Source organism: Haliea sp. (genome assembly GCF_041395985.1).
Classification (GTDB): Bacteria; Pseudomonadota; Gammaproteobacteria; order Pseudomonadales; family Halieaceae; genus Haliea.
Map to the genome: position 1 here is coordinate 94,929 of NZ_JAWKZJ010000008.1, position 26,024 is coordinate 120,952.

The 26,024-nt window shown below is 62.5% G+C and carries 21 protein-coding genes; 9 read left to right on the plus strand and 12 right to left on the minus strand.

The features are described 5' to 3' along the window. The first annotated feature begins 59 nt into the window (after positions 1–59). Both rapA and R3E49_RS14635 read left to right on the plus strand, forming a co-directional pair. Positions 60–2,864, plus strand: coding sequence for an RNA polymerase-associated protein RapA (gene rapA, locus R3E49_RS14630; protein WP_371295718.1), 2,805 nt, complete (start codon positions 60–62; stop codon positions 2,862–2,864). A 22-nt stretch (positions 2,865–2,886) separates the two neighbouring features. Next, positions 2,887–4,446: a M17 family metallopeptidase gene (locus tag R3E49_RS14635; RefSeq protein ID WP_371295719.1), complete on the plus strand. Its 1,560-nt coding sequence runs from the start codon at positions 2,887–2,889 to the stop codon at positions 4,444–4,446. Positions 4,447–4,500: 54 nt separating this feature from the next. Here the strand turns inward: R3E49_RS14635 and R3E49_RS14640 are convergent, their stop codons facing one another. Genes R3E49_RS14640 through R3E49_RS14665 form a run of 6 tightly spaced genes read right to left on the minus strand, consistent with a single transcriptional unit; the run spans position 4,501 to position 10,831 of the window. Then, positions 4,501–5,268 (minus strand): SDR family NAD(P)-dependent oxidoreductase, encoded by a 768-nt coding sequence (locus R3E49_RS14640; protein ID WP_371295720.1) that lies wholly within the window; start codon positions 5,266–5,268, stop codon positions 4,501–4,503. Between the two features lie 31 nt (positions 5,269–5,299). Further along, positions 5,300–6,862, minus strand: coding sequence for an acyl-CoA carboxylase subunit beta (locus tag R3E49_RS14645; RefSeq protein WP_371295721.1), 1,563 nt, complete (start codon positions 6,860–6,862; stop codon positions 5,300–5,302). Positions 6,863–6,889: 27 nt separating this feature from the next. Then, positions 6,890–7,672 carry an enoyl-CoA hydratase/isomerase family protein gene (locus R3E49_RS14650; RefSeq protein ID WP_371295722.1) on the minus strand — a complete coding sequence of 261 codons (783 nt, stop codon included), beginning with the start codon at positions 7,670–7,672 and terminating at the stop codon, positions 6,890–6,892. 26 nt (positions 7,673–7,698) lie between these two features. Further along, positions 7,699–8,832, minus strand: coding sequence for a CaiB/BaiF CoA transferase family protein (locus R3E49_RS14655; RefSeq protein WP_371295723.1), 1,134 nt, complete (start codon positions 8,830–8,832; stop codon positions 7,699–7,701). Between the two features lie 12 nt (positions 8,833–8,844). Then, positions 8,845–9,618, minus strand: a complete 774-nt coding sequence (locus R3E49_RS14660; protein ID WP_371295724.1) for an SDR family NAD(P)-dependent oxidoreductase — start codon at positions 9,616–9,618, stop codon at positions 8,845–8,847. 37 nt (positions 9,619–9,655) lie between these two features. Next, positions 9,656–10,831: an acyl-CoA dehydrogenase family protein gene (locus R3E49_RS14665; protein ID WP_371295725.1), complete on the minus strand. Its 1,176-nt coding sequence runs from the start codon at positions 10,829–10,831 to the stop codon at positions 9,656–9,658. Positions 10,832–10,962: 131 nt separating this feature from the next. On the opposite strand from R3E49_RS14665, the gene R3E49_RS14670 reads away from it, so the two are divergent. The 3 genes from R3E49_RS14670 (at position 10,963) to R3E49_RS14680 (ending at position 16,077) form a co-directional block, all read left to right on the plus strand. Beyond that, positions 10,963–12,132: a GGDEF domain-containing protein gene (locus R3E49_RS14670; protein WP_371295726.1), complete on the plus strand. Its 1,170-nt coding sequence runs from the start codon at positions 10,963–10,965 to the stop codon at positions 12,130–12,132. Next, a complete protein-coding gene (locus R3E49_RS14675; protein ID WP_371295727.1) occupies positions 12,132–13,130 on the plus strand; it encodes an AraC family transcriptional regulator in 999 nt (332 codons plus the stop codon). The genes R3E49_RS14670 and R3E49_RS14675 overlap by 1 nt, the downstream gene beginning before the upstream one ends. A 70-nt stretch (positions 13,131–13,200) precedes the next feature. Continuing rightward, on the plus strand, positions 13,201–16,077 hold the full coding sequence (locus R3E49_RS14680; RefSeq protein WP_371295728.1) for a DUF748 domain-containing protein: 2,877 nt from the start codon (positions 13,201–13,203) through the stop codon (positions 16,075–16,077). A 7-nt stretch (positions 16,078–16,084) separates the two neighbouring features. On the opposite strand, the gene R3E49_RS14685 is transcribed toward R3E49_RS14680, so the two are convergent. Together R3E49_RS14685 and R3E49_RS14690 are read right to left on the minus strand one after the other, a co-directional pair. Next, positions 16,085–16,633 carry a SprT-like domain-containing protein gene (locus R3E49_RS14685; protein WP_371295729.1) on the minus strand — a complete coding sequence of 183 codons (549 nt, stop codon included), beginning with the start codon at positions 16,631–16,633 and terminating at the stop codon, positions 16,085–16,087. A gap of 32 nt (positions 16,634–16,665) precedes the next feature. Then, on the minus strand, positions 16,666–17,550 hold the full coding sequence (locus tag R3E49_RS14690; protein WP_371295730.1) for a LysR substrate-binding domain-containing protein: 885 nt from the start codon (positions 17,548–17,550) through the stop codon (positions 16,666–16,668). Between the two features lie 114 nt (positions 17,551–17,664). On the opposite strand from R3E49_RS14690, the gene R3E49_RS14695 reads away from it, so the two are divergent. Continuing rightward, on the plus strand, positions 17,665–18,438 hold the full coding sequence (locus R3E49_RS14695) for a ferredoxin--NADP reductase (RefSeq protein ID WP_371295731.1): 774 nt from the start codon (positions 17,665–17,667) through the stop codon (positions 18,436–18,438). On the opposite strand, the gene R3E49_RS14700 is transcribed toward R3E49_RS14695, so the two are convergent. Next, complete coding sequence (locus tag R3E49_RS14700; protein WP_371295732.1) at positions 18,439–20,139, minus strand: class I adenylate-forming enzyme family protein; 1,701 nt, start codon at positions 20,137–20,139, stop codon at positions 18,439–18,441. A gap of 180 nt (positions 20,140–20,319) precedes the next feature. Between R3E49_RS14700 and R3E49_RS14705 the strand changes: the two genes are divergently transcribed. The 3 genes from R3E49_RS14705 to R3E49_RS14715 all read left to right on the plus strand — a co-directional run bounded on the left by R3E49_RS14705 (position 20,320) and on the right by R3E49_RS14715 (position 22,421). Further along, positions 20,320–21,339, plus strand: a complete 1,020-nt coding sequence (locus R3E49_RS14705; protein ID WP_371295733.1) for a phosphotransferase family protein — start codon at positions 20,320–20,322, stop codon at positions 21,337–21,339. Positions 21,340–21,440: 101 nt separating this feature from the next. Further along, positions 21,441–21,779, plus strand: coding sequence for a thiol-disulfide oxidoreductase DCC family protein (locus R3E49_RS14710; RefSeq protein ID WP_371295734.1), 339 nt, complete (start codon positions 21,441–21,443; stop codon positions 21,777–21,779). Between the two features lie 9 nt (positions 21,780–21,788). Further along, complete coding sequence (locus R3E49_RS14715; protein WP_371295735.1) at positions 21,789–22,421, plus strand: flavin reductase family protein; 633 nt, start codon at positions 21,789–21,791, stop codon at positions 22,419–22,421. A 4-nt stretch (positions 22,422–22,425) separates the two neighbouring features. Here R3E49_RS14715 and R3E49_RS14720 read toward each other — a convergent pair whose 3' ends face one another. The 3 genes from R3E49_RS14720 to R3E49_RS14730 all read right to left on the minus strand — a co-directional run bounded on the left by R3E49_RS14720 (position 22,426) and on the right by R3E49_RS14730 (position 26,022). Then, positions 22,426–22,671 carry a DUF2164 domain-containing protein gene (locus R3E49_RS14720; RefSeq protein ID WP_371295736.1) on the minus strand — a complete coding sequence of 82 codons (246 nt, stop codon included), beginning with the start codon at positions 22,669–22,671 and terminating at the stop codon, positions 22,426–22,428. Between the two features lie 27 nt (positions 22,672–22,698). Beyond that, positions 22,699–24,363 (minus strand): DUF3336 domain-containing protein, encoded by a 1,665-nt coding sequence (locus R3E49_RS14725; RefSeq protein ID WP_371295737.1) that lies wholly within the window; start codon positions 24,361–24,363, stop codon positions 22,699–22,701. 84 nt (positions 24,364–24,447) lie between these two features. Then, positions 24,448–26,022 (minus strand): acyl-CoA synthetase, encoded by a 1,575-nt coding sequence (locus R3E49_RS14730; RefSeq protein WP_371295738.1) that lies wholly within the window; start codon positions 26,020–26,022, stop codon positions 24,448–24,450. Positions 26,023–26,024: the final 2 nt, after the last annotated feature.

Consider the following 26,024-nt stretch of genomic DNA (forward strand, 5'->3'; position numbering starts at 1 on the left):
TGGTAGACTAGGCGTCTTTTGCGGGCCGTAACCTGGGGCCCGGCAGCAAACGGGACACCATGGAATACATCGTAGGTCAACGCTGGGTCAGCCATGCCGATGCGCAGCTGGGTTTGGGGATCATCGTCGAGGTCGAGCCGCGACGCGTTACACTGAGCTTTCCGGCGGTGGGTGAAGAACGCACCTACGCCGCTGACAGCGCACCGCTGACCCGGTTGCGCTTCAAGGTGGGCGACCACATTTCGACTGTGCACGGCAGCGAGCTGGCAGTGACGGCAGTCACCGAGAGCGCTGGACTGCTGCTCTACACCGGTACCGATCACCACGATGCAAGCGTGACGGTTTCCGAGCTGGAGCTGGACCCTTTCGTACAGATTACAACGCCGCAGCAGCGCCTGTTGAACGGCCACTTCGATAAAACCAGTGACTTTGCCCTGCGGGTTGCCACCCTCTCGCATATAGACCGGCTACAGCGCTCCCGTGCACGGGGGCTGATGGGCTCTCGCACGAGCCTGCTGCCGCACCAGGTGTATATCGCGAACGAAGTGGGGCAGCGCTACTCGCCGCGGGTCCTGCTGGCCGATGAAGTCGGCCTGGGCAAAACGATTGAAGCCGGCATGATCCTGCACCAGCAGCTGCTTACGGGTAGGGCCTCGCGAGTGCTGGTGCTGGTGCCACAAACGCTGCTGCACCAGTGGCTGGTAGAGATGCTGCGCCGCTTCAACCTGCACTTTTCACTGTTCGATGCCCAGCGCCTGGACACCTCGGATCCACTCGAACTGCTGGACGAAGACCCGCTCGCGGAAGTCGATGGCGAGAATCCCTTCGAGGCGGAGCAGCTCGTGCTGTGCAGCCTCGACCTGTTCCGGGACTCGCAAGCGCGACAACTGCAGGCGTTGCAGGCGGACTGGGACCTGGTGGTCGTGGACGAGGCGCATCACCTGCACTGGTCCCCGGAGCAACCCGGTGAGGACTACCGTTTCGTGGCCGCACTGGCACGCCAGAATCCGGGGCTTCTGCTGCTCACCGCCACACCTGAGCAGGTCGGTCTGGAGAGCCACTTCGCGCGCCTGCAACTGCTGGACCCGGAGCGCTTTCACTCGCTCGAGGCTTTCCGCGAGGAAGAGCAGCAGTACCGTCGCTGGAGCGACCTCACCCTGAGCCTGGAACGCGGCGAGCGGCCGGCTGACCTGCCCGCAGGACTGGACCCGGCTGCACCCACCGACACCCTGATCGCACAGATTCTCGATCGTCACGGCACCGGGCGGGTGATGTTCCGCAACACACGCGCTGCCATCAGCGGCTTTCCCCAACGCGTGCTGCACCGCTACCCACTGCAGCAACCCGACCCGTACCGTCATGCCAACAGCGACCTTGCCGAGGCACTGCACCCCGAAGCCCCCTACCACGATGACAGCTGGCTGGGGTTCGACCCCCGCGTGGCCTGGCTGGAGCAAACCCTGAAAGCCCTGCGCCCGGCAAAAGTGCTGGTGATTTGCGCCCGGGCCCAAACAGCCGTGACGCTGGAGCATTATCTGCACCTGCGCGCGGGCATCCGCTCCGCGGCGTTCTACGAGGGCCTGTCCATCATCGAGCGGGACCGGGCCGCAGCCTACTTCGCCGACGAATCTGCCGGGGCACAGACCTTGGTCTGTTCCGAAATTGGCAGCGAGGGGCGCAACTTCCAGTTTGCCCACCACCTGATCCTGTTCGACCTACCGCTCAATCCTGACCTGCTGGAACAGCGTATCGGCCGTCTCGACCGCATCGGCCAGGCCCAGGATGTACAGATTCACGTGCCGTATCTGGCTGACAGCGCACAGGAGGTGCTGCTGGAGTGGTACGACCGGGGCCTGAACCTGTTCCAGGAGAGCTGCTCCGCGGGCACCATGATTTTCGACCGCTTCGCATCGCGCCTGCTGCCGCTGTTGCAGAAACCGGACGACAGCCTGGAAACGCTGATCGCCGATACCGCGGCCTTCACCCGGGATACACGACGGGAGCTGCGGGAGGGACGCGACCGGCTGCTTGAGCGCAACTCCTGCAAGGCCGAAGTGGCTGGGGAATTGATTGCGGAAATCAGCAGTCAGGAGGCCGGCGACGAGCTGCAACACTACCTCGAACTTCTGTGTGAGGCCTATGGTGTGGAACATGAGCATCACTCAGACCACACACTGGTGCTGCGCCCAACGGACCATATGCTGACAGGCCACTTCCCGCACCTGCAGGAGGACGGCACCACCGTCACCTTCTCGCGGAGCAAGGCCCTCGCACGCGAGGATATGGCCTTCCTCACCTGGGAGCACCCAATGCTGGTTGAGGCCATGGACATGGTCCGCTCCACCGAACTGGGCAACGCCGCCCTCGGCACCATAAAGCTCAAGGGCATCGCCCCGGGCACCATGCTGCTGGAGTGCGTATTTACCGTCAATTGTGTCGCGCCCCGCAATCTGCAGCTGGAGCGCTTTCTGTCGTTATCGCCCCTGCGCCTGCTGGTCGATGCACGCGGCAAGGACCTCGCAGCACTGGTGCCGCACGAGCGGCTCAACGGCCTGGTCGAACGCGTCAACAAGAGCACGGCCCTTGCCATCATCAAGCAGGTACAGCAGGAGGTGGACAACAAGATGCTGCTCGCCAGCCGCCTGGCGACAGAGCGCCTTGCACCGCTGCTTGCCGATGCCGAGCAAAACATGCGTGCAGAGCTGGGTGCCGAGCTGGAGCGCCTGCAGGCCCTGCGTGCGGTGAACCCGTCCATACGACAGGAGGAGCTGGACCATCTCGCTTACCGGATTGACGAGTCCGCACTGCACATCGCCCATGCCAGCCTGCAACTGCAGGCGTTGCGCCTGATCATCACCACCTGAAACCAAGGAGAACTCTCCCACCATGAAGACTATGCTTCGCTACTGCGCAGCCGTCGGTCTGCTGCTCGCCACCAGCCTTACACAAGCCGACTACCTGGAAACACAGAACCTGTTCAGCGAAACATCACCTGCCGAGGCAGATACAGTGGTGGTGCTGGTGCCACTGTTTGCAGACGGCACTCCCGCTGCACCCGCTGCATGGCCGGCAGAGACGGTGGCCCAGTTTCAGCGGGCGATAGATGCCCAGGCGTTTACCGGTGCCCTCGGCGAACAGTTCGAAGTGCTTGCTCCCGCGGGAATGCATGCGAAACGACTGGTCGCGCTGGGGATGGGCGACGGCGCGACGCTGCAACGGGCAGATGCAGAGTCTGTGGGCGCGGCCCTGGCACTGCATCTGGCGACGCGACCTTCGCGCATTGTCGCGGTCAACACCGGACTGTTGCCGCAGAATGCCAGTCACAGCGCCCTGGTCGCAGCCGTGGCACACGGCGCTGACCTGGCGAACTACCGCTTTGACCGCTACAAGTCTGCCCCGGAGCCGCGTCCGGCACAAACCTATCATTGGCTGGTCTCCGACCCGAAGACGACCGAGGCGCGCTATACACAGCTGCGTGCCCTCGCGGAGGGCGTCTTTACCGCCCGGGAACTGACCAACCTCCCGGGCAGTGACGGCTACCCCGCCGCCTTCGCAGACCATGTCAGGCAGCGTCTGGAGCCCCTCGGGATAAAAATCACCGTGCTGACACCCAAGCAGGTTCTTCAGGAGGGCATGGCGGCATTGTACGGCGTCAGCCGCGGCAGCCAGCACGGCTCGCACCTGCTGATCGCGCAGTGGCGCGGCAGCAAGGACGCGCCCATCGCGCTGGTCGGCAAGGGCATCACCTTCGACAGCGGCGGCTACAACCTGAAGCTGGATGCCGAATCCCTGCTTGCCATGACCGGTGACAAGGCCGGTGCCGCGGCAGTGGCGGGCACGCTGGAGGCACTGGCGCGCCAACGCGCACCGGTCAACGTGGTCGGCGTTATGCCGCTGTCACAGAACGCCGTCTCGGGCACAGCACAGTTGCCAGGAGACATCGTGAAATCGGCGAGCGGTATCACCATCGAAATCGCCAACACCGACGCCGAGGGGCGTCTCGTACTCGCGGATGGCATCTGGTACGCACGGGAGAAATTCAAACCACGGGTCATTGCCGATATCGCCACCCTGACCGGCTCCAAGGTGCGCGCCCTGGGCCGCGACTATGCCGCCGTGTTCAGTGCCGACGATACACTGGTCGACAGTGTGACCCAGGCTGGAGAGCTGACCCGGGAGCGGGTGTGGCGCCTGCCCCTGGGCCCCTATGAAGAAATCATTGACAGCACGGTAGCTGACATCCGCAACACGGGCGCCCCTGGCGCGCAGGCGGGCGCTGTTTTCCTGCAGCAATTTGCCGGCGATACGCCCTGGGTGCATGTCGACATGGCCGGAAACGGCCGTTATGAAACCACCAGCAAACCGCCGCTGACCGGCGCGACCGGCTATGGCGTGCGACTGCTGACCGAGTGGGTGACGCTCTACGCGAACACGACGACGGAGTGAGCCCAGGCTCCAGATCCTGCCGCCGGAACGCGCTGCGGACCGGCGGCGGGCACCTCAGGCTTCGGCAACCAGGCCACCATCCAGCACCAGTACGTGGCCGGTCACCCAGGCAGCGGCGCGTGAACTGAGGTAGATCGCAGTGCCCGCCGCATCCTCAGGGGACCCCATACGGCTGATTGGAAAGCTCTTCACCAGTTCCGCCTCATGCGGTAGCAGATGCGACGTCATCTTGCTCGGGAAGAGCCCGGGGGCAATGGCATTGACGTTGACGCCCTCCTTGGCCAGGTCAGCACCCAGTTGCCGGGTCAGCTGGTGTACCGCCGCCTTGCTTGCACTGTAGCCGTAGTTATTGCCGTGGGCATTGGTAATACCGTTCACCGAGCCAATATTGATCACGCGGGCCGGGTCGTCTTCGCGGCGCGCGGCGCGCAGCAATGGCAGCATCTGCTGGGTGAGGAAGAAGATTGATTTGACGTTCAGGTCCATCACCTTGTCCCAACCACTCTCCGGAAATTCGTCGATAGCTGCGCCCCAGGTTGCCCCGGCGTTATTGACCAGAATGTGTAGTGCAGACTCACGCTCATGCAGCGCCGCAGCAAACGCGGTAATCCCCGACAGGGTGGAGAGGTCCGAGGAGATCGCAATACACTCCCCGTACGCGGAAAGACGCTCCGCGGTGGCTTCAAGCTCCTCGACCTTGCGCGCTGTGATGTAGGTTTTAACACCGTTGGCCACGAAACCCTCGGCAATCATCGCCCCAATACCGCGCGAACCGCCGGTTACTACGGCCACTTTCCCACTGACGTTAAACAGGTTCTGCATGGTATTTCTCCAACTTGTGTGAAAACAGGGTTTATGGCGCCGCTGGCCCTGGGGCGGCAGGCTGCGAACAGATGCCCGCAGCCCGCAGGGCACGCAACACTTCGGCCCGGGTATCCGCCGGGTCAATAACCGCGTCAATCTCCAGAAAGGATGCGGCCTCCGTGGCTTTGCCGGCCTCGTACATTTTCGCCAGCAGTTGCTCGAACAGCTGCTCGCGCTCAGCGGGATCTTCCACCGCCTCCAGTTCCTTCCGGTAGCCCAGGCGCACTGCGCCTTCGAGTCCCATGCCACCGAACTCCCCCGTGGGCCAGGCAGCGGCGTAGACCGGCGCAAGGAAGCTGCCCCCGGTCATGGCCATGGCACCCAGCCCGTAGCCCTTGCGCAGGAAAACCGCCACCACCGGCACCTGCAAACGGGCCCCGGTGGTAAACAGCGAGGACATGCGGCGCACCGCTGCCTGCCGTTCGCTTGCCGGCCCCACCATGAACCCCGGGGTATCCGTCAGCGACAATACCGGCAGGCCAAAGGCATCGCACACGCCCAGAAAACGAGCCGCTTTTTCCGCCGATTCGGCATCCACCGCCCCACCCAGCTGCTGACAGTCGTTGGCAATCAGCGCGACCGGCAGACCCTCGAGCCGGATGAATCCAGTGATGATGCTGCGCCCGTAGACGCGACGCAATTCGAGGAACGACCCACTGTCCGCCAGCGTCTCGATGACCTTGCGCACCGGGTAGGCCCAGCGCCGGTCTTCCGGCACGGCAGCGCGCAACGCGCTCTGGTCGACGCAGGACCACTCGCGCACTGGCCCCTGGAAATACCCCAGCAGCTGCCTGGCCAGGGCGGTGGCATGCGCTTCGTTCTCGGCGGGAATATCCACGACGCCGTTTTTTAACTGCTCTTCCAGCGGGCCGATGTCGGTGGCGGCGACCTTGCCCAGCCCACCGCCCTCGATCATGGCCGGACCGGCCATGCCTATCCACGAAGCCCGCGTGGCGATGGTGAAGTCGGCACAGCCAAAAAGCGCCGCGTTACCGGCAAAGCAATAACCGTTGTTGACTGCAATACGCGGCACCCGGCCGGCCAGTCGAGCCCAGGTTGCAAAGGACTCCACATGTAGCCCGGCAATGTGTGTCAGCACATCGGTGTCACCGGGACGGCCACCCCCTCCCTCGGTAAACATGACCACCGGCAGGCGGTGCTGCTCCGCAAGCTCACACAGGCGGTCCAGCTTGCGATGATGAAAGAAACCCTGGGTACCTGCCAGGACCGCGTAGTCGTTGATCACCACCGCAGCGCGAGCTGCCTGCACCCCGACCTGATCTGCGTTGATGGTTGCGGTACCGGTGATAATGCCATCGCCAGCGGTGCTGCTTTGCAGCTCCAGATAGTCGCGCCGCGTGCGCTGCGCCGCCACCGCCAGCTGCCCATATTCCTGGAAGCTGTCTTCGTCGACCAGGTCGTAGAGGTTTTCGCGAGCCGTGCGATACCCGGCGGCATGCCGTCGGGTCCGCGCCTCGGCGCGATTATCGTCCTGGGTGCGTTGCAGTCGCTCACGCAGCGCCAGTAGCTCAGGGCGCAGCTTTTCCGTCATGCGGTGACGGCGGGCACGGGGCCCCGCCTACTTGCCCTGCCAGACAGGTGCACGCTTGCCAATGAAGGCTTCGACACCCTCTTTTGCGTCAGCACTGCCAATGCAGATTTTCTGCAGTCGGGCCTCCTGGGATATCGTCGCCGACAGATCCTGCTCCAGGGCAAAATTCAGGGATTCCTTGGCATATCGCAGGGCCAGTGGCGCCTTGGCAGCGAGTTCCTGCGCCCAGGCGAGTGACTCCGCGACCAGCGCATCCGCAGCAACCACCCGGTTACACAGCCCGAGTTCCTGACAGCGCTGCGCAGGCAGCTTCTCACCGGTGACAATCAGCTCGTAGGCACGTTTGCGCCCCAGCGTCCTGGCCAGGTGCCAGGTGGCACCGCCATCGGGGACCAGACTGATCGCCGCGAAGGCCTGGTACACGTAGGCATTGTCGGCCATCACGGTGAGGTCGCAGCCCATGGCGAACGCGCTGCCCACGCCTGCCGCAGCGCCATTGACCGCGCTGATCCAGGGTATCGGCGCCTCGTGGATGGCCAGCAGCACCGGCTTGTATTCGCTGTTGAGCTGGTGCTCTACATCGAAATCTGCACCGGTCACTTCGCCCAGGTCTGCGCCCGCCGAGAACGCCCGCCCGGCGCCGGTCAGCACGGCGACGCGGATACCGGGGTCCGCATTCACGTCATTGATCGCCAGCAGTATGTCGCGCCGCAGTGCCGCGTTGAACGCATTCAGGTTATCCGGCCGGTTCAGGCTGACCAGAGCCACCTGGTCGAAGCGTTCTACTGTCACCGTTTCGTAATTCGCCATGGTTCCTTTCCTCGTTGCGCTCAGGTTCAGCCAATCGTGCCCGCGTCGCGTAATGCGTGAATCTCACTCTCGGCGAACCCCATGGCAGCCAGTGTAGCAGCCGTATCCTCGCCCAGGGCACGCGGCCCGTGCGCCACGCTCGACGGGGTGCGGCTGAAACGCGGCGCGGGAGCCGGCTGCGTGACGCCGTCCACCTCGATGTAGGTGTTTCGGGCGACGTTGGCCGGGTGGCTGGGCGCCTCGGTGAAGGACAGTACCGGCGCAAAGCACACGTCAGTGCCCTCCATGAGTTCGCACCATTCGGCCTGTGTCTTCTGCTTGATGATCGCCGCCAGCTTTTCCGTCAGCTCGGGCCAGCGCGCTACATCATGCTGGTTCGCGAAGTCCGCTTCAGGAAGCTCCGCGAGTTGCATCAGCAATGCATAAAACTGCGGCTCAATCGAACCCAGGGAAATGTAGCGACCATCGGCACACTCGTAGGTGTCATAGAAATGGGCTGCGCCATCCAGCAGGTTGGCCTCACGCTGGGAGGCATCCCAGGCACCAACGGCCTCAAAGCCATGGAACATCCACATCAGCTGCGCCGCACCGTCGACCATTGCCACGTCAATCACCTGGCCCTTGCCCGAGTTGGCCGCTTCCAGCAAGGCCGCCAGCACACCGTTTACCAACAGCATGCCGCCGCCACCCATGTCGCCGACCAGATTCAGCGGCGGCACCGGCTTTTCGTTGCGTCGCCCAGTAGCAAATAGCGCGCCGGTGAGAGAGATGTAATTGATGTCGTGTCCTGCGGCGCGCGCCAGTGGCCCGTCCTGGCCCCAGCCAGTCATGCGTGCAAACACCAGGCGGGGATTGCGCGCCATGCAGGCATCAGGCCCGATGCCGAGTTTTTCGCAGACTCCAGGGCGATAGGGATCAATGAGGACATCCGCATTCTCAACCATGCGCAACAGCGTCTCGACGCCTTCAGGATGCTTGAGGTTCAGCACGACGGACTTCTTGCCCCGCGCACTGACGTCTTTCAACTGTTTCAGATCGGCACCATTGGCACGCTCAATGCGAATCACCTCGGCACCCATGTCTGCCAGCATCATGCCCCCCATTGGAGCAGGCCCGATGCCGGCCAGTTCGATTACGGTAAATCCGTTCAAAGGTCCCATGGTGACGCCCTCCTAGCGCGGCTGCATGCGAATGGCGCCATCCAGCCGGATGCATTCGCCATTCACATAGTCGTTCTCGGCGATGAAAACCGACAGATGCGCAATTTCCTCCGGGCGACCAAGCCGACGCGGGTAACAGACACTGCTGGCCAGAGAATTGTAGGCCGCCTCCGGCAGGCTTTCGAACAACGGTGTGTGAATCAGGCCCGGTACGATGGTGTTCACGCGGATGCCGTAGCTTGCCAGGTCACGCGCCATGGGCAGCGTCATACCGACAATACCGCCTTTGCTGGCGCTGTAGGCCAGCTGGCCAACCTGGCCCTCCATCGCCGCGATGGACGCCGTGTTGATGATCACACCCCGGCCGTCGTCGCCGTTTACCGGCGCGTTTTTCGCCATCTGCTCGGCGGCATAGCGGGCGACATTGAAGGTGCCCACCAGGTTCACATTGATCACCGGCAGGAACTGATCCAGCGGGAACGGCCCATTCTTGCCCAGGGTCTTGCAGGCGCTGCCGATACCGGCGTAATTGTTGCAGATGTGCACCGCGCCGAAGGTGTCGACGACGCCCGCCACCGCCTCGCGCACAGAGTCTTCGTCGGCCACGTTGACACTCCAGAAGGCAACGTTGTCAGCGCCCAGCTTGCTGATCACCTCCTGCGCGTTGGCTTCATTCAGGTCGAAAATGGCGACCTTGACGCCCTTTGCCACGTAGGCTTCTACCGTGGCACGGCCCAGGCCGGAAGCCCCCCCGGTAACAATGGCTACTTTTCCTTTCAAATCCATGATGTTCTCCTGCTTGAAAAAGTCAGTGTTGCTGTGATCAGAAATTCCGCGTGTTGAACGGCGTATAGTTGTCCGAAAGACAATCACGGCTGATGATGATCTTCATCACCTCGGAGCTGCCCGCGTAAATCGTCGCGATCTTGGCGTCTGTGCACTGGCGACTGATCGGGTATTCATCCATATACCCGGCACCGCCGTGCAGTTGGACACCGAGGTCCGCAGCGGCAATCTGTAACTCACTGGTGACCAGCTTGGCCTTGGCGGCGTCCACAGCCGTCAGCGCGCCATTATTAAACGCGCGCACGCACTGGTCGACAAAAATCTGTGCAATATCGAGCTGGGTACGCATTTCCGCCAGCTTGAACTGGGTATTCTGGAACGCCGCCAGCGGTTTGCCAAAGGCCTTCCGCTCGCGCACGAACTCTGCGGTCAGATCCCAGGAGAGCTGCGCCGCCGACAGGTAGCCGCAGGCCCCGATCAAGCGCTCTTCCGCCAGCCCCTCCATCAGGTAGATGAACCCCTTGCCAGGCTCGCCCAGGACATTGGCCTTCGGCACCTTGACATCGTTGAAGAACAGCTCGGCGGTATCCTGGGCCTTGAGGCCCATCTTTTTCAGGTTGCGCCCGCGCTCAAAGCCCTCCATGCCCCGTTCAACCAGAAACAGGGTCATATGATGGGGGTTGTTTTCGGGGTCAGTCTTTGCCGCAACAATCACGACATCGGCGTTGATACCATTGGAGATGTAGGTCTTGGAACCGTTCAGCACCCAGTGATCACCCTGCTCTACGGCGGTAGAGCGCATACCGGCCAGGTCGCTGCCGGCGTCTGGCTCGGTCATGGCGACGGCAAGAATGCACTCTCCACTCACACAGCGCGGCAGGAAACGCTGGCACTGCTCCTCATTGCCGAAACGGGTGAAGTAGGGGCCGACCAACCGGCTGTGCAGCGTGCTGTACCAGTCACCGACGCGCGCATAGGCCGCTTCTTCGATGATGATCTGCTCGAAGCGGAAATCCGGGTCTCCCATACCGCCATACTTCTCTTCCGGCCACACCATCAGGAAGCCCTTTTCACCGGCCTTGCGGAAAGCGGAACGATCGACAATACCTGCCTCTCGCCACGCCTCCATATGTGGCACAATCTCCGCAGCGAGAAATTTGCGGTAGGCATCACGGAACATAATCTGTTCGTCCGTAAAGTCGCGTTGCAACATGATCAATTGCCTCTGGTAGCTACAGGAATAACACCACAGTATGGTGAGCAGGGGACAGTGCAACAATGACCCCTGCAAACAATTTTATTGACTTAAACTGACAGCCCTTGGCGGCCGAGCCCTAGCCCGACATGACGAGTAGCCTGTTCGATACGATCAATTCCCTGCACTACGGCGCACTGTTTGCGCTCGTCGGGTCTCAGCTGTTCATTCTGCACGTGCTGAGTGGCGTGCGGCCACCCCCCGGAGGGCTGGGCCTGTTCACCCTGTATTTCCTGCTGGCACTGTTCGCGGGTGCTACTGCCGCAGTGACCGGTCTCACAGAGTTCTCTGTGCCGCCGTCCGTACCCTTCATCGCATCACTGCTGAGCAGCAGCCTGTTGCTCCTCGCCGGCATGTCGCGCAGCGCTATGGCCGGGGGCCGTGTGCTGCTCGGGCTGCTGTTCGCGGCCAGCAGCCTCGGCGTCCTGACGCTGGAGCCACCGCATTCCGCCCAGGTCTATGCGGCAGGCAGCACCCTCCTTGGTGGTGCACTGGCGGTGCTGCACGCGCAGCGCAGCTGGCGCGAACATAATGCGGGGGATGCGCTGGTCGCAGTGGCCGGGCTCATCCTGTGCCTGGCGATGCTCGAGTCCTTGCGCCAGTTGCACACGGGAACACCGCAGCCCTTTGGCGGCGCTGCGGCGGCACTGCTCGGGGCCGCGCACGTACTCATTGTACTGGGCTATCTCGCTGCAGTGCTGCTCGAACAGCAAGCGCAACTGCGGCGCATGAATACACTGGACCCATTGACCCGCCTGCTCAATCGACGCGGCCTGGAAAGCGCATTGCACGTCACCCTGGCCAACGCCGCCCGGCATGGCCAGCCCACCGCAGCGATCATGCTGAACATCGATCACATGCGCCAACTGAACAACAATTTCGGTGACGGCGCAGGTGACCGGGCACTGCAGCAGGTGGCGCGCTGTCTGGAAGCGGAGTGCCGCGCCAGCGACGCCATTGCCCGTTACGACGACGATACCTTCCTCGCTGTACTGCCCAACTCCACCCTGGACTCGGCCCGCAAACTCGCCGAGCGCATCCAGCAGCACCTTGCCACCTCGGGTCTGCACATCGATGACCACCCCATTCCCCTCACGGTGAGTCTGGGCGTCGCCGACACGCGGGCCGACGGCTCGCTGGAACAGCTCTGCGCCGACGCTCGACGGGCACTGACGCTGGCCAAGCACACCGGGCGGAATCGCGTGGCGGCTGTCGAGCACAAGCCCGTGCAGATCTCGCGCAATGGCAGACCCGCCTGATGCGTGAGCTGTCGATCTCGGTGTACTTTGCGCGTGCGGTGCTGCGTAACGCGGTCGCGATTGGCCTCGACCCGATGGAGCTGCTGCGCAAGAACCGCATCTCCCCGCGACTGCTGCTGGAGGACGGAGCGCGCATTTCCATTGAGCGTTACGCCGACCTGCAGGTGAGCACCATGCTCGCCATGCAGGACGAATCCCTCGGCTATGCCTCACGCCGGCTGCCCATCGGCACATGGTCCATGATGTGCCACGCGGTGATCGGCTGCGAAACGCTGGGGCAGGCACTGAATCGCTACTGCCGCTTCTTTCAGCTGTTCGACTCGTCGCCCTGGCCCGGTTTGATTGAAGAGGCTGACCAGGTTCGGCTGCGCCTCCACGCGCAAAGCCTGACATCGCTGGAGGCCTGGCCCGTGGAACTCATGCTGTTCAATGCCCACCGGTTTTGCAGCTGGCTGGTGCAAGAGCACCTGCCGATACAGGCGGTCAACCTGAGTTACGCGCCCGCCGCGCGGCCAGAGGACTATCGGCACATGTTCCTCGCCAATCCGGTTCACTTTGAGGCCGACCACTGTGAACTGGTGTTCTCGGCGGCCCTGATGGACAAGCGCATCACCCAGTCGGAACAGGGACTGCGCCACTACCTGCGCCACCCCGTCCTGATGATGCTGACCCAGGACTTCCCGCGCAACAGCTGGACGGCGCGGGTTCGCGACCAGATCCGCCACAGCCTGCACGAAATGCCAGAGTTGAGTACCGTTGCCGAAACCCTGGACATTCACCCGCAGACACTGCGGCGCCGACTCTCTGCAGAGGGCACTACCTTCAAGGACATCAAGAACCAGCTGCGACGCGACACCGCACTGCACTTCCTCGGCAAACAGGGCATTTCGATTGAGGAAATTGCCCACCGCTCGGGTTTCTCGGAAGCCAGCGCGTTTATCCGCGCGTTCAAGGGCTGGACCGGCCTGACACCCTACACCTACCGCAAGGGCCTCTAGACACGCCCTGCGATCGCAGCGGCATTTGCCGTATAGTAGGCAGCTGACCATGACTTCTGGAGGTCAATCCGTGTACAGCGTCGTGAAAGGGCTGTTGATTGCCTATGCCGTGTACCTTGCCTGCAGCGTACTGATTGTGCTGCCGGCACTGAACATCCTGCCCCACCGCTTCCTGCAGGATCACTACGGTCGGCAACTGGGTACCGAACTGATTCTCTTCAACCCCTTCACACTCGCTGTCGAGGTGCGCGAGGCAACGCTCAGCGAGCCAGACGGCAGTCCGTTTCTGGCCTTCAACCACGCCGAGGTGAATCTGTCACTGACCTCACTGGCCGGGAATGGCGTGGTACTGGATAGCATCACCCTGGAGGGCCTCGAGGTACACCTGAGACGGCAGGCAGGTGGCGAGCTTAACATCGCCGACTTCCTGTCACAGAACGACGAGAGCGAGCCGGCGGAAGAGGACGCTGCGCTGCCCGGCATCACTATCGGAGAACTGTCGCTAGACGCCACACGCATCGCGGTAACCGATCACCTGCATCCCGATGCGTACAGCACGCACCTGGACGGATTCAGCCTCACGATAACGGATCTGTCGACGGTAAAGCCGGAGGGGCAGCCCTACCAACTGCGCGCCGGCACCGAGGGTGGCGGGCAACTGCGTTGGGAGGGCGAGCTGTCTATTCCCACCGGCCGTAGCAGCGGCCACCTGCAACTGCACCGTATCGACCTGCAGCCCGCGCTGCGTTTCGCCAGACCCTGGGTGGCCTTCGAGCTGCTGAGCGGCCAGCTTGACCTGGGGCTCGATTACACAGTGGACTGGTCAAAGGCCCTGCACTACACCGTGGCAGACGGCACATTGACGCTCAAGGACATCACTCTCGCACCCGAGCAGGTGGCGCAACTGCCAGATACCGGAGTGGCGTTAAAAGCCCTGCAAGTGACCGGAGTTAAGCTGGACAGCGCAACGAAGGCGGTCACCCTGGACAGGCTGGGCATCAACGGTCTGGCGGTCGAGGGCTGGAGCGAAGGCAAGCGCGTGAGCCTGACCGAGATGCTGCTGCCCGCTGTCGCGCAACAGCCGACAGCCGACACGCCGCAAACCTCCAGTGAACCCGCGGGTAACGGGTGGGCACTGCGCCTCAACCTCGCCGCCCTGGAACACAGCGAACTGCGCTGGCGCAGTGAGTTCACCGACCCGGCGCTGCTGCGCATCGCGCCAGTGACCGCCGAGTTACGGGACTTGCATTGGCCCGCAACGGCGCCTTCGGCGCTCTCCTTGTCGCTCGAGGTCAATGATGCGGCCCGTTTGGACCTTGCGGGTGCGCTGCACGCAGGAGACGGCTCGGGGAATATCGCCTTCGCCCTGGACGCACTCCCCCTGGCCTGGTTCGCCCCCAACCTACCCACCGTTTTGCAGGCCCGGATCAGCAGCGGCGAGGCGCGCACCAGCGGCACCGTACAGCTGCTGAACTTCTTCCCCCTAAGCGTTGCTGCAGACGGGGCTGTGAGCGATTTTTCCATGCGCCTGCTCGGTGCGGAGAATGCGCTGACCCGCTGGGACAGCGTCTCATGGACTGGTCTGGCGGTGCAGCCTGAGGCACGCAGCGTCAGTCTCGCCGAACTCCACATCGAAGGCTACGAGGGCCGCCTGCACATTGAGGAGGATGGGCAGATCAACGCCCAGCGGATACTCGCTGAAGATGCCGCGAAGAGTGTGGAGGCGCCGGATCAGGGCGCGCCGCAAGGCGAGACCGACGACGTCGCCGCGGACCTGCCCGAAGCAGCCTGGACAGCTGACCTGCCCGCGATCTTTGTATCCGACAGCACGCTGGACTTCCTCGACGAGTCGCTGCCCATTCGCTTCCGTGCGGTGATCGGCGACCTGGATGGCACCCTCAGCAACCTCAGTACGCGCCCCGGTCAGGCGCTGGCGGTGGACCTCAAGGGCTCAGTGGACGGCTATGCGCCGGTAACACTCAGGGGCACCGCGAGCCCGTTACAGAGCCCGCCCGCACTCGACCTCACCCTGCACTTCCGGGGCCTGGATATGTCGCGTCTGACACCCTATTCAGGCACCTATGCAGGTTATGCGATCGAAGATGGCGTAATGACCGCCGATCTGCAGTACGCTCTGGAAAATGACCGTCTGCAGGGGAACAACCAGATCGTCATCAAGCAATTGCAGCTGGGTGAACGGGTAGATAGCAGCAAGGCAATGGATCTGCCCCTGCGGCTTGGCATTGCCCTGCTCACCGACAGCAACGGGGTTATCGATATTGCCGTCCCCGTCAGCGGCGACGTGAACAACCCTCAGTTCAGCCTGGGCAGCGTGATTGCCGGCGCTTTCGTCAACCTGTTGACCAAGGCAGTTACCGCGCCCTTTGCCCTGCTCGCCAAGCTCGTGGGCAGTAGCGAGGATCTGGACACCGTGGATTTTGCGGCTGGCAGCAGCGAGCTGGACGCCCACGGCCAGGGCAAGCTGCGTGACCTCGCCGCCGCCATGCAGCAAAGGCCGGACCTGCGGCTGCAGATCACCGGCCGCGTGGAACGGGACAGCGACCGCACGCAGTTGCAGCGCCAGCTGTTTGAAGCCGCCCTGCTTGAGGCCGGCCTGGCTGCCGAGGATATTCGCGATCGCACCCGGGCCTGGGAAGATGTCATAAGCGACCTGTACGGCGGGCTTGCACCGCCCCCACCGACCGGTCAGGAGACAGAGCCGGCGAGCGAGGCACCTTCCGTGTTACAACAGGCGCGCATCATCCGTGACCAATGGCCAGTGCCTGAGGCAGCGCTGGCGCAACTCGCGCAGCAGCGCGCCGCCACTGCACGGGATATTTTACTGCAGGCAGGTATCGCTGAGCTACGACTGGAAATCACCCCGGTAGACAATGATGAGGCCGCGGAACCGTTCAGCGGCGTGGAACTCGCCGTTACGGTGAACTAGTGCAACACTACTGGTCAAACGGCACCAAGGCGCCCTTGCAGTAACGACACAGGTAGCGGGCTCGACCCTCCCGCATCCGGTTGTGGCGCACGGTTGATACCGCATGCTCACGACAGCCGCAGTGATAGGGGTGGCGCTGCTGGCGACGCATCGGCACCCCGTCCAGCGCCAGGTCGAAAGTCACCTTCGGCGGCACGCCGAACAGCTGCATCATGCGCCGCCATTGCGGCCCATGCGGTTTCAGGCGCCGGTTCGGGTAATGCACATGCACCGCGTAATGCGCCACCTCGTGAGGCACCGTGTGTTGGAGGTTCTCCTGAAAATGCCTGGCAAAGATCCACGGGTTGTAGCGGATGCTGCACAGCCCACGCTGCACCCGGAACATGCCGGCCGTGCCGCCACGCAGGTCGAACAGGACCGCAGGCTGCGGCAGCGAACGCTGTAGCAGTAGCGCGGCCTGCTCCACCCAATGCTGTGTTGCCTGCACCACCTGCGCGCGCTGCACCGCATCAATCGGTTCAATGGGCGCCTGCCCGCTGTTATCCGTATTCAACATGTGCGTAGTGTACCCGCCTTCGCGACGAGTGTTCACTGCGCCTGTTCATGGCACAGTGCCAGCCACTGGCGCAGGGCAGCGGTGTGAAACTTCTGCCGGTGCAGGACGATCTGCAGGCGCCGCGTGAAATCGCGCCCGGGGACGCGCAACGGGACCAGGGAACCCCGGGCAAAAGCCTCCACCAGACTGATGCGCGACAGGCACCCCACCCCGAGACCTGCTTCAACGGCGCGTTTGATAGCCTCGGTATGCTGTAGCTCCAGAACAACGCGCAGTGCGGGCAAAATGCCGTGCATGGCGCGGTCGAATGTTTGTCGGGTACCTGAGCCAGGCTCACGCACAATCCAGTCCAGCCCCAGCAGATCGTCATCCGTGAGCGCCTGTTTTCGCGCCAGTGGGTGGCCCGGAGCGGCGAACACCGTCAGCTCATCCATCTGCCAGGGTTCACAGCTCAGGTCAGGGTGGCTCAGTTCCCCCTCGACCAGACCGATATCCAGCGCATAATGCGCCACCCTGTCGGCAATCGCTGCCGTATTCGCAACGCTGAGAGCCACATCGGCTGCTGGGTAGCGGGCGCGGAAGGCGGCGATCATCGGCACGGCGAGGTAATTGCCAATAGTGAGCGTGGCCCCCACCTGCAAACGACCACTGACCTCCTCGCCTGACAGCGCCTGTTCCAGAGCCCGCGCGCGTGCCAGCAATTCCTCTGCCGCCGGACGCAACTGGCGACCCAGTTCGCTCAGGCGCAGCCGTTTGCCCACCCTGTCGAACAACTGCACATCAAATTGCTGCTCGAACTCGCGCAGTGAACCACTGGCTGCGGACTGGGACATTGCCAACGCCGAGGCCGCGCGGCTGATGTTTTCATGTTGTGCCGTGGCCACAAAGACCTCGAGCTGCCTCAGGGTGTAGCGCATGCCGGGCACCTATATTGGTAAATTCGATATTTTATATTTATAAAACCCGTTTTACCAATATATAACTGACGCCTACAGTAGGGCTGTTACTTCACCTCTGGCAGGAGATCAGCAATGGCCACGCTACTGCGGGAACGGGTCACCGATGTACATCACTGGACGGACCGCCTGTTCAGCTTCAAGACCACGCGCAACCCCGGGTTTCGCTTCGAGAACGGCCACTTCACCATGATTGGGCTGGAGCGGGAGGGACGCCCCCTGCTGCGCGCCTACAGCATGGCCAGCGCCAACTATGAGGAGCAGTTGGAGTTCTTCAGTATCAAGGTCGCAGATGGCCCACTCACCTCGCACTTGCAGAACATCCGTGTTGGTGACGAACTGCTGGTCAACAGCAAGGCGACAGGGACACTGGTGCTGGACAACCTCCTCCCTGGACGCAACCTGTACCTGCTGGGTACCGGCACAGGGCTGGCCCCCTTTCTCAGCATCATCAAGGACCCGGCCATTTACGAGCGTTTTGATCGTGTCATTCTGGCCCACGGCTGTCGCAGCGCCAGCGAACTCGCCTACCAGGACACCATCACCCGGGAGTTGCCCGAGCACGAGTATCTCGGCGAGGAGATTCGCAGCAAACTGACCTATTACCCTACCGTGACCCGGGAACCCTACCGCAACACCGGGCGCCTGACCGACCTCTTGAGCAACGGTACATTACCCGCGGATGTCGGCCTGCAGAACATTGATCCGGAACACGACCGCTTCATGCTGTGTGGCAGCCCGAGCATGCTGAAAGACATGGGGGCGCTGCTCAACGCACGGGGCTTCCACGAGTCGCGCCACGGCAAGGCGGCACACTACGTGATTGAGCGCGCCTTTGTGGAGAGCTGATCACTGCGCGTCCTCCAGTCGCAGTGTCTCGCGGAGCTCCCGCTTGAGAAACTTGCCATTGGCGTTTCTCGGCAGCGGCTCCGGCAGAAACCAGATGTAACGTGGAACCTTGTACGGGGCGAGCTGACCGGCACAGTGGGCACGCAGCTGCGTGGCGTCGAGCACTGCACCCGGGTGTAGATACACGGCGGCTCCCACCTCCTCGCCAAGTCGTTCATCGGCGACGGCAAACACCACACACTCTGCCACTGCATCGTGGGCGAAGAGGGCATTTTCAACCTCCGCACAGTAGACGTTTTCGCCGCCACGCAGCACCATATCCTTGGCGCGGTCGACCAGGAAAATAAAGCCATCTTCATCAATCCGCGCGATATCGCCGGTATGCAGCCAGCCCTCCGTGATGGTTTCCGCTGTCGCCTCCGGTCGATTCAGATACCCCTTGATCACCGGTGCGCCGCGTACCCACAGCTCGCCAATGGCATTGACACCCAGGTCCTCACCGGAAGGCCCCACACACCTGGCCTCGAGGGTAGGCATGGCTGGCCCGACACTGGCCGGCTTGTCGACGAAGAAATCGGCGGAAACCGCGGCGATGATGCCGGAGGTTTCTGTCATGCCATAGCCGGTATTGGGGCGGGCGGCGCGCGACCGGGTCTGGATTTTCTCGACCAGGTCAGGCTGCAACGCTGCGCCTCCGCCGCCCAACACGAGCAGCGACGAGGTATCCCGATGGGCGAAATCCGGGTGCATGAGGATTTCTCGGGCCATCATCGGCACCCCATTGAAGGTGGTTATCGCCTCCTCCTCGATCAGGCGCAGCGCCTCGGCCGCATCCCACTTGTACATGTGCACCAGCTTGCCGCCAGCCAGCGTGGTGGCATGGGCAACACAGTTGTTGGCGGTCACGTGAAACAGCGGGGTTGCCAGCAGGGAATTGGGCGCGGGCGTGGAGCCGGGCGCCGGCGGTGGCTTGCCATTGGCCAGCGCCACCGCCATGGGCTGTACCGTGTTGATAAACGCCACGTTCATGACATTGGCGACACAGCCCCGGTGCGTCAGGCGAGCCCCCTTCGGTCGCCCGGTGGTGCCGGAGGTATAGAAAATACAGGCGTCATCATCCGGATCAATGCTCACAGCGGGCAGTTCCGGTGCCGCATTGATCACCTCGGTCCAGTCAGTGGCCCAGGCCGGCGCCTCATCCTGCAGGCGCACGGCGACCACCTTGAGCGCGGGGAAGTGCTCACGGATTTCGGAGAAGCGCTGCAGCCGCTCACGGTCACAGATGAGCAGCGTCGGCGCCGAGTCCTCCAACGCAAATGCCATTTCCTGCCCCACCCACCAGGCATTCATGCCAACGACCACCGCCCCCATCGAGGTCACGGCCCAGTAGGCGAGCATCCATTCGGGAAAATTGCGCATGGCAATCGCCACTCGATCACCCGGGCGCACCCCGGCATCGTGCATCCAGCGCGCGATGCTCGCGGTAAAAGTGTGTGCTTCGCTGTACGTGCAGCGCTCGCCGCCGTACACCAGATACTCCCGGTCCGCATGGCCTGCGGTGCTCAACCAGATTTCCCGCAGCGAGGGTGGCGCATGGCGGTAGTTGCGGATTGGTACCCCACAAACCGTCACGGTCTCGACTTCAAACGGCTGCCCGGGTGCTGTCAGCTGTTGCCATGCCTGCTTCAAATGCTCGTACACGCGTAAACCTCTGTTAGACTTGTTTGCGGGAGGAAGCGGCAGCATACCCGGACGGGAACGCGCGCTCAACGCTCCCGGCCGGGTGTCGGCGCGGGTCAAGATTTTTGTCGCCCCGCGTCATTGTAGCTGTGGCCACCCCTCGCCAGACTAGCCGGTTAACCGATCACAACAGGGAATATCATGAGCTCGCAGCAACTCGATACCAAACGCCTCGCCGCTTACCTGGCTGATTACCTGCCCGGCATGAAGAACGGCCTGACCGCGGAGAAGTTCCCCGGCGGACAGTCGAACCCCACGTTCAAACTGACCGCTGACGGCCGTTCCTACGTCTTGCGCCGCAAGCCCCCGGGTGAGTTGCTGCCGTCAGCGCACGCAGTCGACCGCGAGTTTCGTGTGATCCGCGCGCTGCAGGATACCGACGTGCCGGTGCCCCGAACCCATGTACTCTGTGAGGATGAATCCGTCATCGGCTCCATGTTCTACGTCATGGAGTTCATGGAGGGCCGCATCCTCTGGGACCCGCTGCTGCCGGAGGCTGCCAGCAATGAAGAGCGCGGTGCCATCTACGATGCCATGAACAAGACCATGGCAGCCCTGCACTCAGTGGATGTGGATGCCGTAGGACTCTCCGACTACGGCAAGCCGGGCAACTATTTTGAACGTCAACTGGCACGCTGGACCCGCCAGTACCGCGCCTCGGAAACCGGAACCGTGCCCAACATGGAGATGCTGATGAGCTGGCTGTCTGCAAACATGCCGGAGGATGACGGCACGGTGAGCCTGGTACACGGCGACTACCGGCTGGACAACATGATGTTCCACGCGACCGAGCCGCGCGTCATCGCCCTGCTGGACTGGGAGCTCTCCACCCTGGGCCACCCCCTGGCCGATCTCGCCAACCAGTGCATGGCCTGGATGCTGCCGCGCGACAGCGCAATGAAAGGCCTGGGCGGTGTGGACCGTGCCGCACTGGGGATACCCAGCGACGAGGAATATATTGCACGCTACTGCGAGCGCACCGGACGTGCAGGCATCGAAAACTGGAATTTCTACCTGGTATTCTCACTCTTCCGCCTCGCGGCCATCGTACAGGGCATCAAGAAGCGGGCCCTGATAGGTACCGCCTCCAGTCAGGAGGCGGACGCCAGGGGCAACCTGGTGGAGCCGCTGTCCCAACTGGCCGTTGACCTGATCCACTAGGGTAAGCCGTGCCGCGCGCTGGCGCCTCGGTGTCGAGGCATCCAGCAGCGCCAAACAGACGTATTGTCCGGCATACGTTTTCAATACGGTGAGTGCCCTGCATGCCTGACATACTCTACTACGATGGCCAATGCCCGCTGTGCAACCGGGAAATGGCGAAACTCGGGCAACTGTGCGATGCCGACCTGCAGCTCACGGACATCCACAGCCTGAACGACAGAGAGGACCTGCCGGACCGGGAAACGCTGCTGAGAACGCTGCACCTGAAAACAGCGAACGGTGAGTTGCTGACGGGTATCGATGCCAACGTCATGGCCTGGCAGCACACCCGACTGGGACCCTTATGGCGCTGGCTGCGCTGGCCATTGATTCGCCCGCTGGCCGACAGCATCTACCGCCTCTGGGCAGAGCGCCGCTACCGGCGCCTGTACCTCAACTAGGACATTCACATGCACTTCACTGCAAGCGACATCGCCGCCATGGCGTCGCGCTACCGCGCCGCCCTGATCAACTCCCTCAGCGGCTTCAAACCGGCCAACCTGGTGGGCACCGCTGACGCTGCCGGCAGCAGCAATCTCGCCATTATCAGCTCGGTCGTACACCTCGGCTCTCATCCGCCCCTGCTGGCAATGATCATGCGACCCAGCCCGGTTGAGCGTCACACGCTGGAAAACATCCTCGACACGCGGTGTTACACGATCAACCACGTCGCCCAGCACTTCATCGAAGCCGCACACCAGACGGCGGCGCGTTATCCTCGGGAGCAATCGGAATTTACAGCGACGGGGTTAGGCGAGTACTGGATGGAGGGGTTTGCCGCACCCTTCGTGCAGGAAGCCAGCGTGCGCATGGGCCTGCAGCTGCGGGAGCATCAGCAGCTGCGCATCAACGATACGCACCTGCTGATCGGGGAAGTGGTGCTGGTGGAGGTGCCTGATGACTGCGTGGCCGATGACGGCTCGGTAGATATCAGCGCAGCGGGCACCGTCGCACTCAGCGGACTGGACAGCTACTACAGCACCCAACGCCTGCGACGCATGGCCTACGCAAAACCCGACCTGCCGCCGCGCGCCGTCGACTGAGGTTTCAGTCTTCGGCCTGGGCAAGCTCCTGCACCTGATAATCGAGTTCGCCCATCTTTTCGGTAAACAGGCTCATGGCGTCAGACAGACCGCGATTGTAGAAATACGGGCCCAACTCTTCGGCGATGAAATCGACCAGGAACTCGGCATCGAAACTGCCGATGTCCTGCTGGAGTTCCTCGTTGAGGTAGCGCTTGACCTTGCCCGCCATGCGCTCTTTCTGCTCCCGGGAGAAATCCAGGGGTTTCACGCAGCGGCCCGCATCATGACGGGGAAATCAAGCCACCGCACGCCCAGGCTCTCCCGTCGCGTCCTTCTTGCCGGACGCTGAAGGGCTCTTACGCCGCGACTTGACCCGCGCCTTGGCGGCTTTCCGCGGTGGCTTCGACGCAGCAGCCTCCAGCGTCGTGAAGTGTTCCCGCTGGGCTTCCCGATCGGCCCGGGTCGGCGGCGGCCGGCGCCGCGACGCCCGGGGTCGCCGGTACTGACCACTGTCCGGCCGCAGATCACCGTACTCAAAGCGATTCAGTATCTCTTCCATGACCCGGCTGATCTTGGTACAGATGCGGATTGCCTCGATGTTGGGAAATGCCGAGTGCGCGCCCCCCTCCATCAGTGCCACCAGTTCCTTTTCAGACAGGTGGGAAAGAATCTTTGCCGGGTTGTACCAGCGGAAGCTGGGCACGATATTGATGTCGCCGCTGTACTCCTGATCGATCAGGGAGTGGATACCGTTCATCAGCAGGTTGAAACGCGGCCAGTTGTCACCGTTTTTCTGGACCATGCCGCGGTAGAAGTTCAGCACTTCACGGCCGATACCCACACCCAGGCTGCCCAGGGCGGCACTCAGGCCATTACTCTTACGATTGCCGCGCAGAAACGGGGTGGCTATCGGGTTCACCATGCTCACGATGTAGTGGTTGGTGCTGTACAGTCGCGACAGTCGTTTTGCCGGCAGATCATCGGCAATGGACCCATCCACCCACTTGCGCGTAGGCAGGTAGGGCTGAGCCTCTCCGTGCACGTTCTTCGCCATCAGCATCACGGGCGGGAACACCCCTGGCACGGCGCAGGACGCCATCACCGCTGAACGCACATAGACGTTGGGCGATGTGATGGCATTCAGCAACCGGGAGCGCTGGTGAGTTTCTGCCGGCGCAACGGTGATACTGATCTGACGCCCGGTTTTTTCATAGGCTTCCTGGAAGGTAATCTCCGGGATAAGCCGGGCGATGATGTTCTCCAGATCCCGCACGTCAATTTGCGGGTTGCGACCGAGAAACATGCGTGAGAACACGCTGGCTTCACGCTCCGCCTCGAAATGGACGTTGCTGGGGTCAAAAAAGTGCCGCAGCTCCTCATCCGTATGCGAACCGACCACGCCCGCGACCAGCGAACCGGCACTGGAGCCGGAGATCACCCGCGGCAACAGGCCCTGTTCGAGCAGCGTCTTGACCACGCCGAGATGATAGAACCCAAGCACACCGCCGCCGCTCAACATCAGCGCCGAGCGGCCAAAACAGATATTGGCACGGTAAAAAAAGTCGAGCTTTTGCTGCAGCGTGACATCGTCACTCTCCAGTTCGGCGAGGTAACGCAGCGAATCCGCAACCTCGTCGATATACTGCTCAATCAGGTGTTTCGTGCCGAATTTGGCATTCTGGTACAGCGAGCTGCGGCCCATGCCGCCCATATTCCCGTGGATCCCTTCGTTCAGGGTGAACAGCAGACCCTGATAGTCATGCCGGGAACGCAGACTGCGCAGACGGTCGAGGCGGAGGCGGATCTGGCTGTAATCGTACTGCGTGGTCTGGTCTACCTCACGCCAGCGGCGCTTGCCGGAGAGCTCATCGTGGGCAATGGCGGCCTCGCGCCACTCTTCATACGTTGAACAACTCGCCATCTGGCGTTCCAGTTGGGCAAGTTTACGTGATGTTCTCATTGGCTACCTCGTTGCCGGAGACCTTGCTCCAAGCATACTGCAAAGACCACACGCATTACAGGTTAATTCTGGCCACCCCACCCATCACGAAGGCGGGTCGTTTTCCCCGGTTTTGGGCAGATCACGGTGCGCCCCGCGGTATTCCTCGACCAGGTGCCGCTTGTAGAGCTTACCGTTGTCCATGCGCGGCAGCTGCTGGTGAAAGTCCAGCGAGCGCGGCAGCTTGATATGGGATATGCGCTCACGCAGCCACTCCATGATTTCGATAGCCACCTCGTCCGTGGCATCCGCCCAGTTCACTGGCTGTACAACCGCTTTCACCTCTTCACCGAACTCCTCATTGGGAATGCCAAACACCGCAACGTCCGCGACCTTATCGTGGGTGATCAGCAGATTTTCGATCTCCTGCGGGTAAATGTTTACCCCACCGCTGATGATCATGAAATTCTTGCGGTCCGTGAGGTAGAGGAAGCCCTCTTTGTCGACATATCCCACGTCGCCCGTTGTCGCCCAGCCGCGCTCATTGAAGGCTTCTGCAGTCTTGCCCGGCTCCTTGTGATAATTGAACTGGGCCTGGTCGCCGCTGAAATACACGGTACCGATTTCCCCGGGGGGCAATTCGTTACCCTCATCATCCACGATGTGTACCGCGCCCACCAGTGCGGGCCCCACAGAACCCTTGTGCGTAAGCCAGTTCGCAGAATCGATGATGGTGATGCCAATGCCCTCGCTGGCCGCGTAGTACTCGACAATGACCTCGCCCCACCAGGCGATCATCTGTTCCTTGACCTCCACCGGACAGGGCGCCGCGGCGTGGATTGCAAACTGCATGCTGCTCACGTCATAGCGCTTGCGCACCTCCTCGGGCAGTTTCAGCATGCGCACGAACATGATCGGCACCCACTGGCTGTGGGTGGCGCGGTGCTCTTCGATGAGCGCCAGCGCGGCTTCTGCATCAAATTTTTCCATGACCACCGTGGTGCCGCCCTGGTACAGCGTCATCATGTTGTAGTGTAACGGTGCGGCGTGATACAGGGGTGCCGGCGACAGGTAGACAGTTTCCTCGCCAAAGCCGAACACGGCGCCGAGAGTGCCCGCCAGGGGGTGCGGCGCATTGACATCGTCACTGGGCGGCGGCAGGAATACGCCTTTGGGTTTGCCGGTTGTGCCCGATGAGTAGAGCATGGGCACCCCGTTGGCCTCGTCCGCGATGCGCTCTGTCGGCTGCAGGCCAATGCTGTCATCCCATGACTCATAGCCATCGGCAAGGCCATCCACCATGTAAAAGTGGCGGATCGCCGATGAGCCCAGTGCGAGAATTTCACCGGCCACCGCTGCCAGCGAGTGGGACGCGATGAACAGTTTTGCCCCGCAGTTCTCCAGGATATAGGCGGTTTCGTCCCGCTTCAGGTGGGTGCTGATCGGCGTGAAGATCAGGCCGGCTCGCTGCGCGCCCCAGCAGATCTCCAGAAACTGGCGACAGTTCACCAGCATCATGCCGATGTGGTCGCCTTTCTTCAGCCCCAGGGAGCGGAACAACTGGGCCGCCTGATTGCTGCGCTCGTCGAGGTCGGCATAGGTGACCACCTCGCCGGAGCCACCCATGATGATGGCAGGCTTGTGGGGATAGGTTTCGGCAGTGATGGCGGGGTGTGGCATGT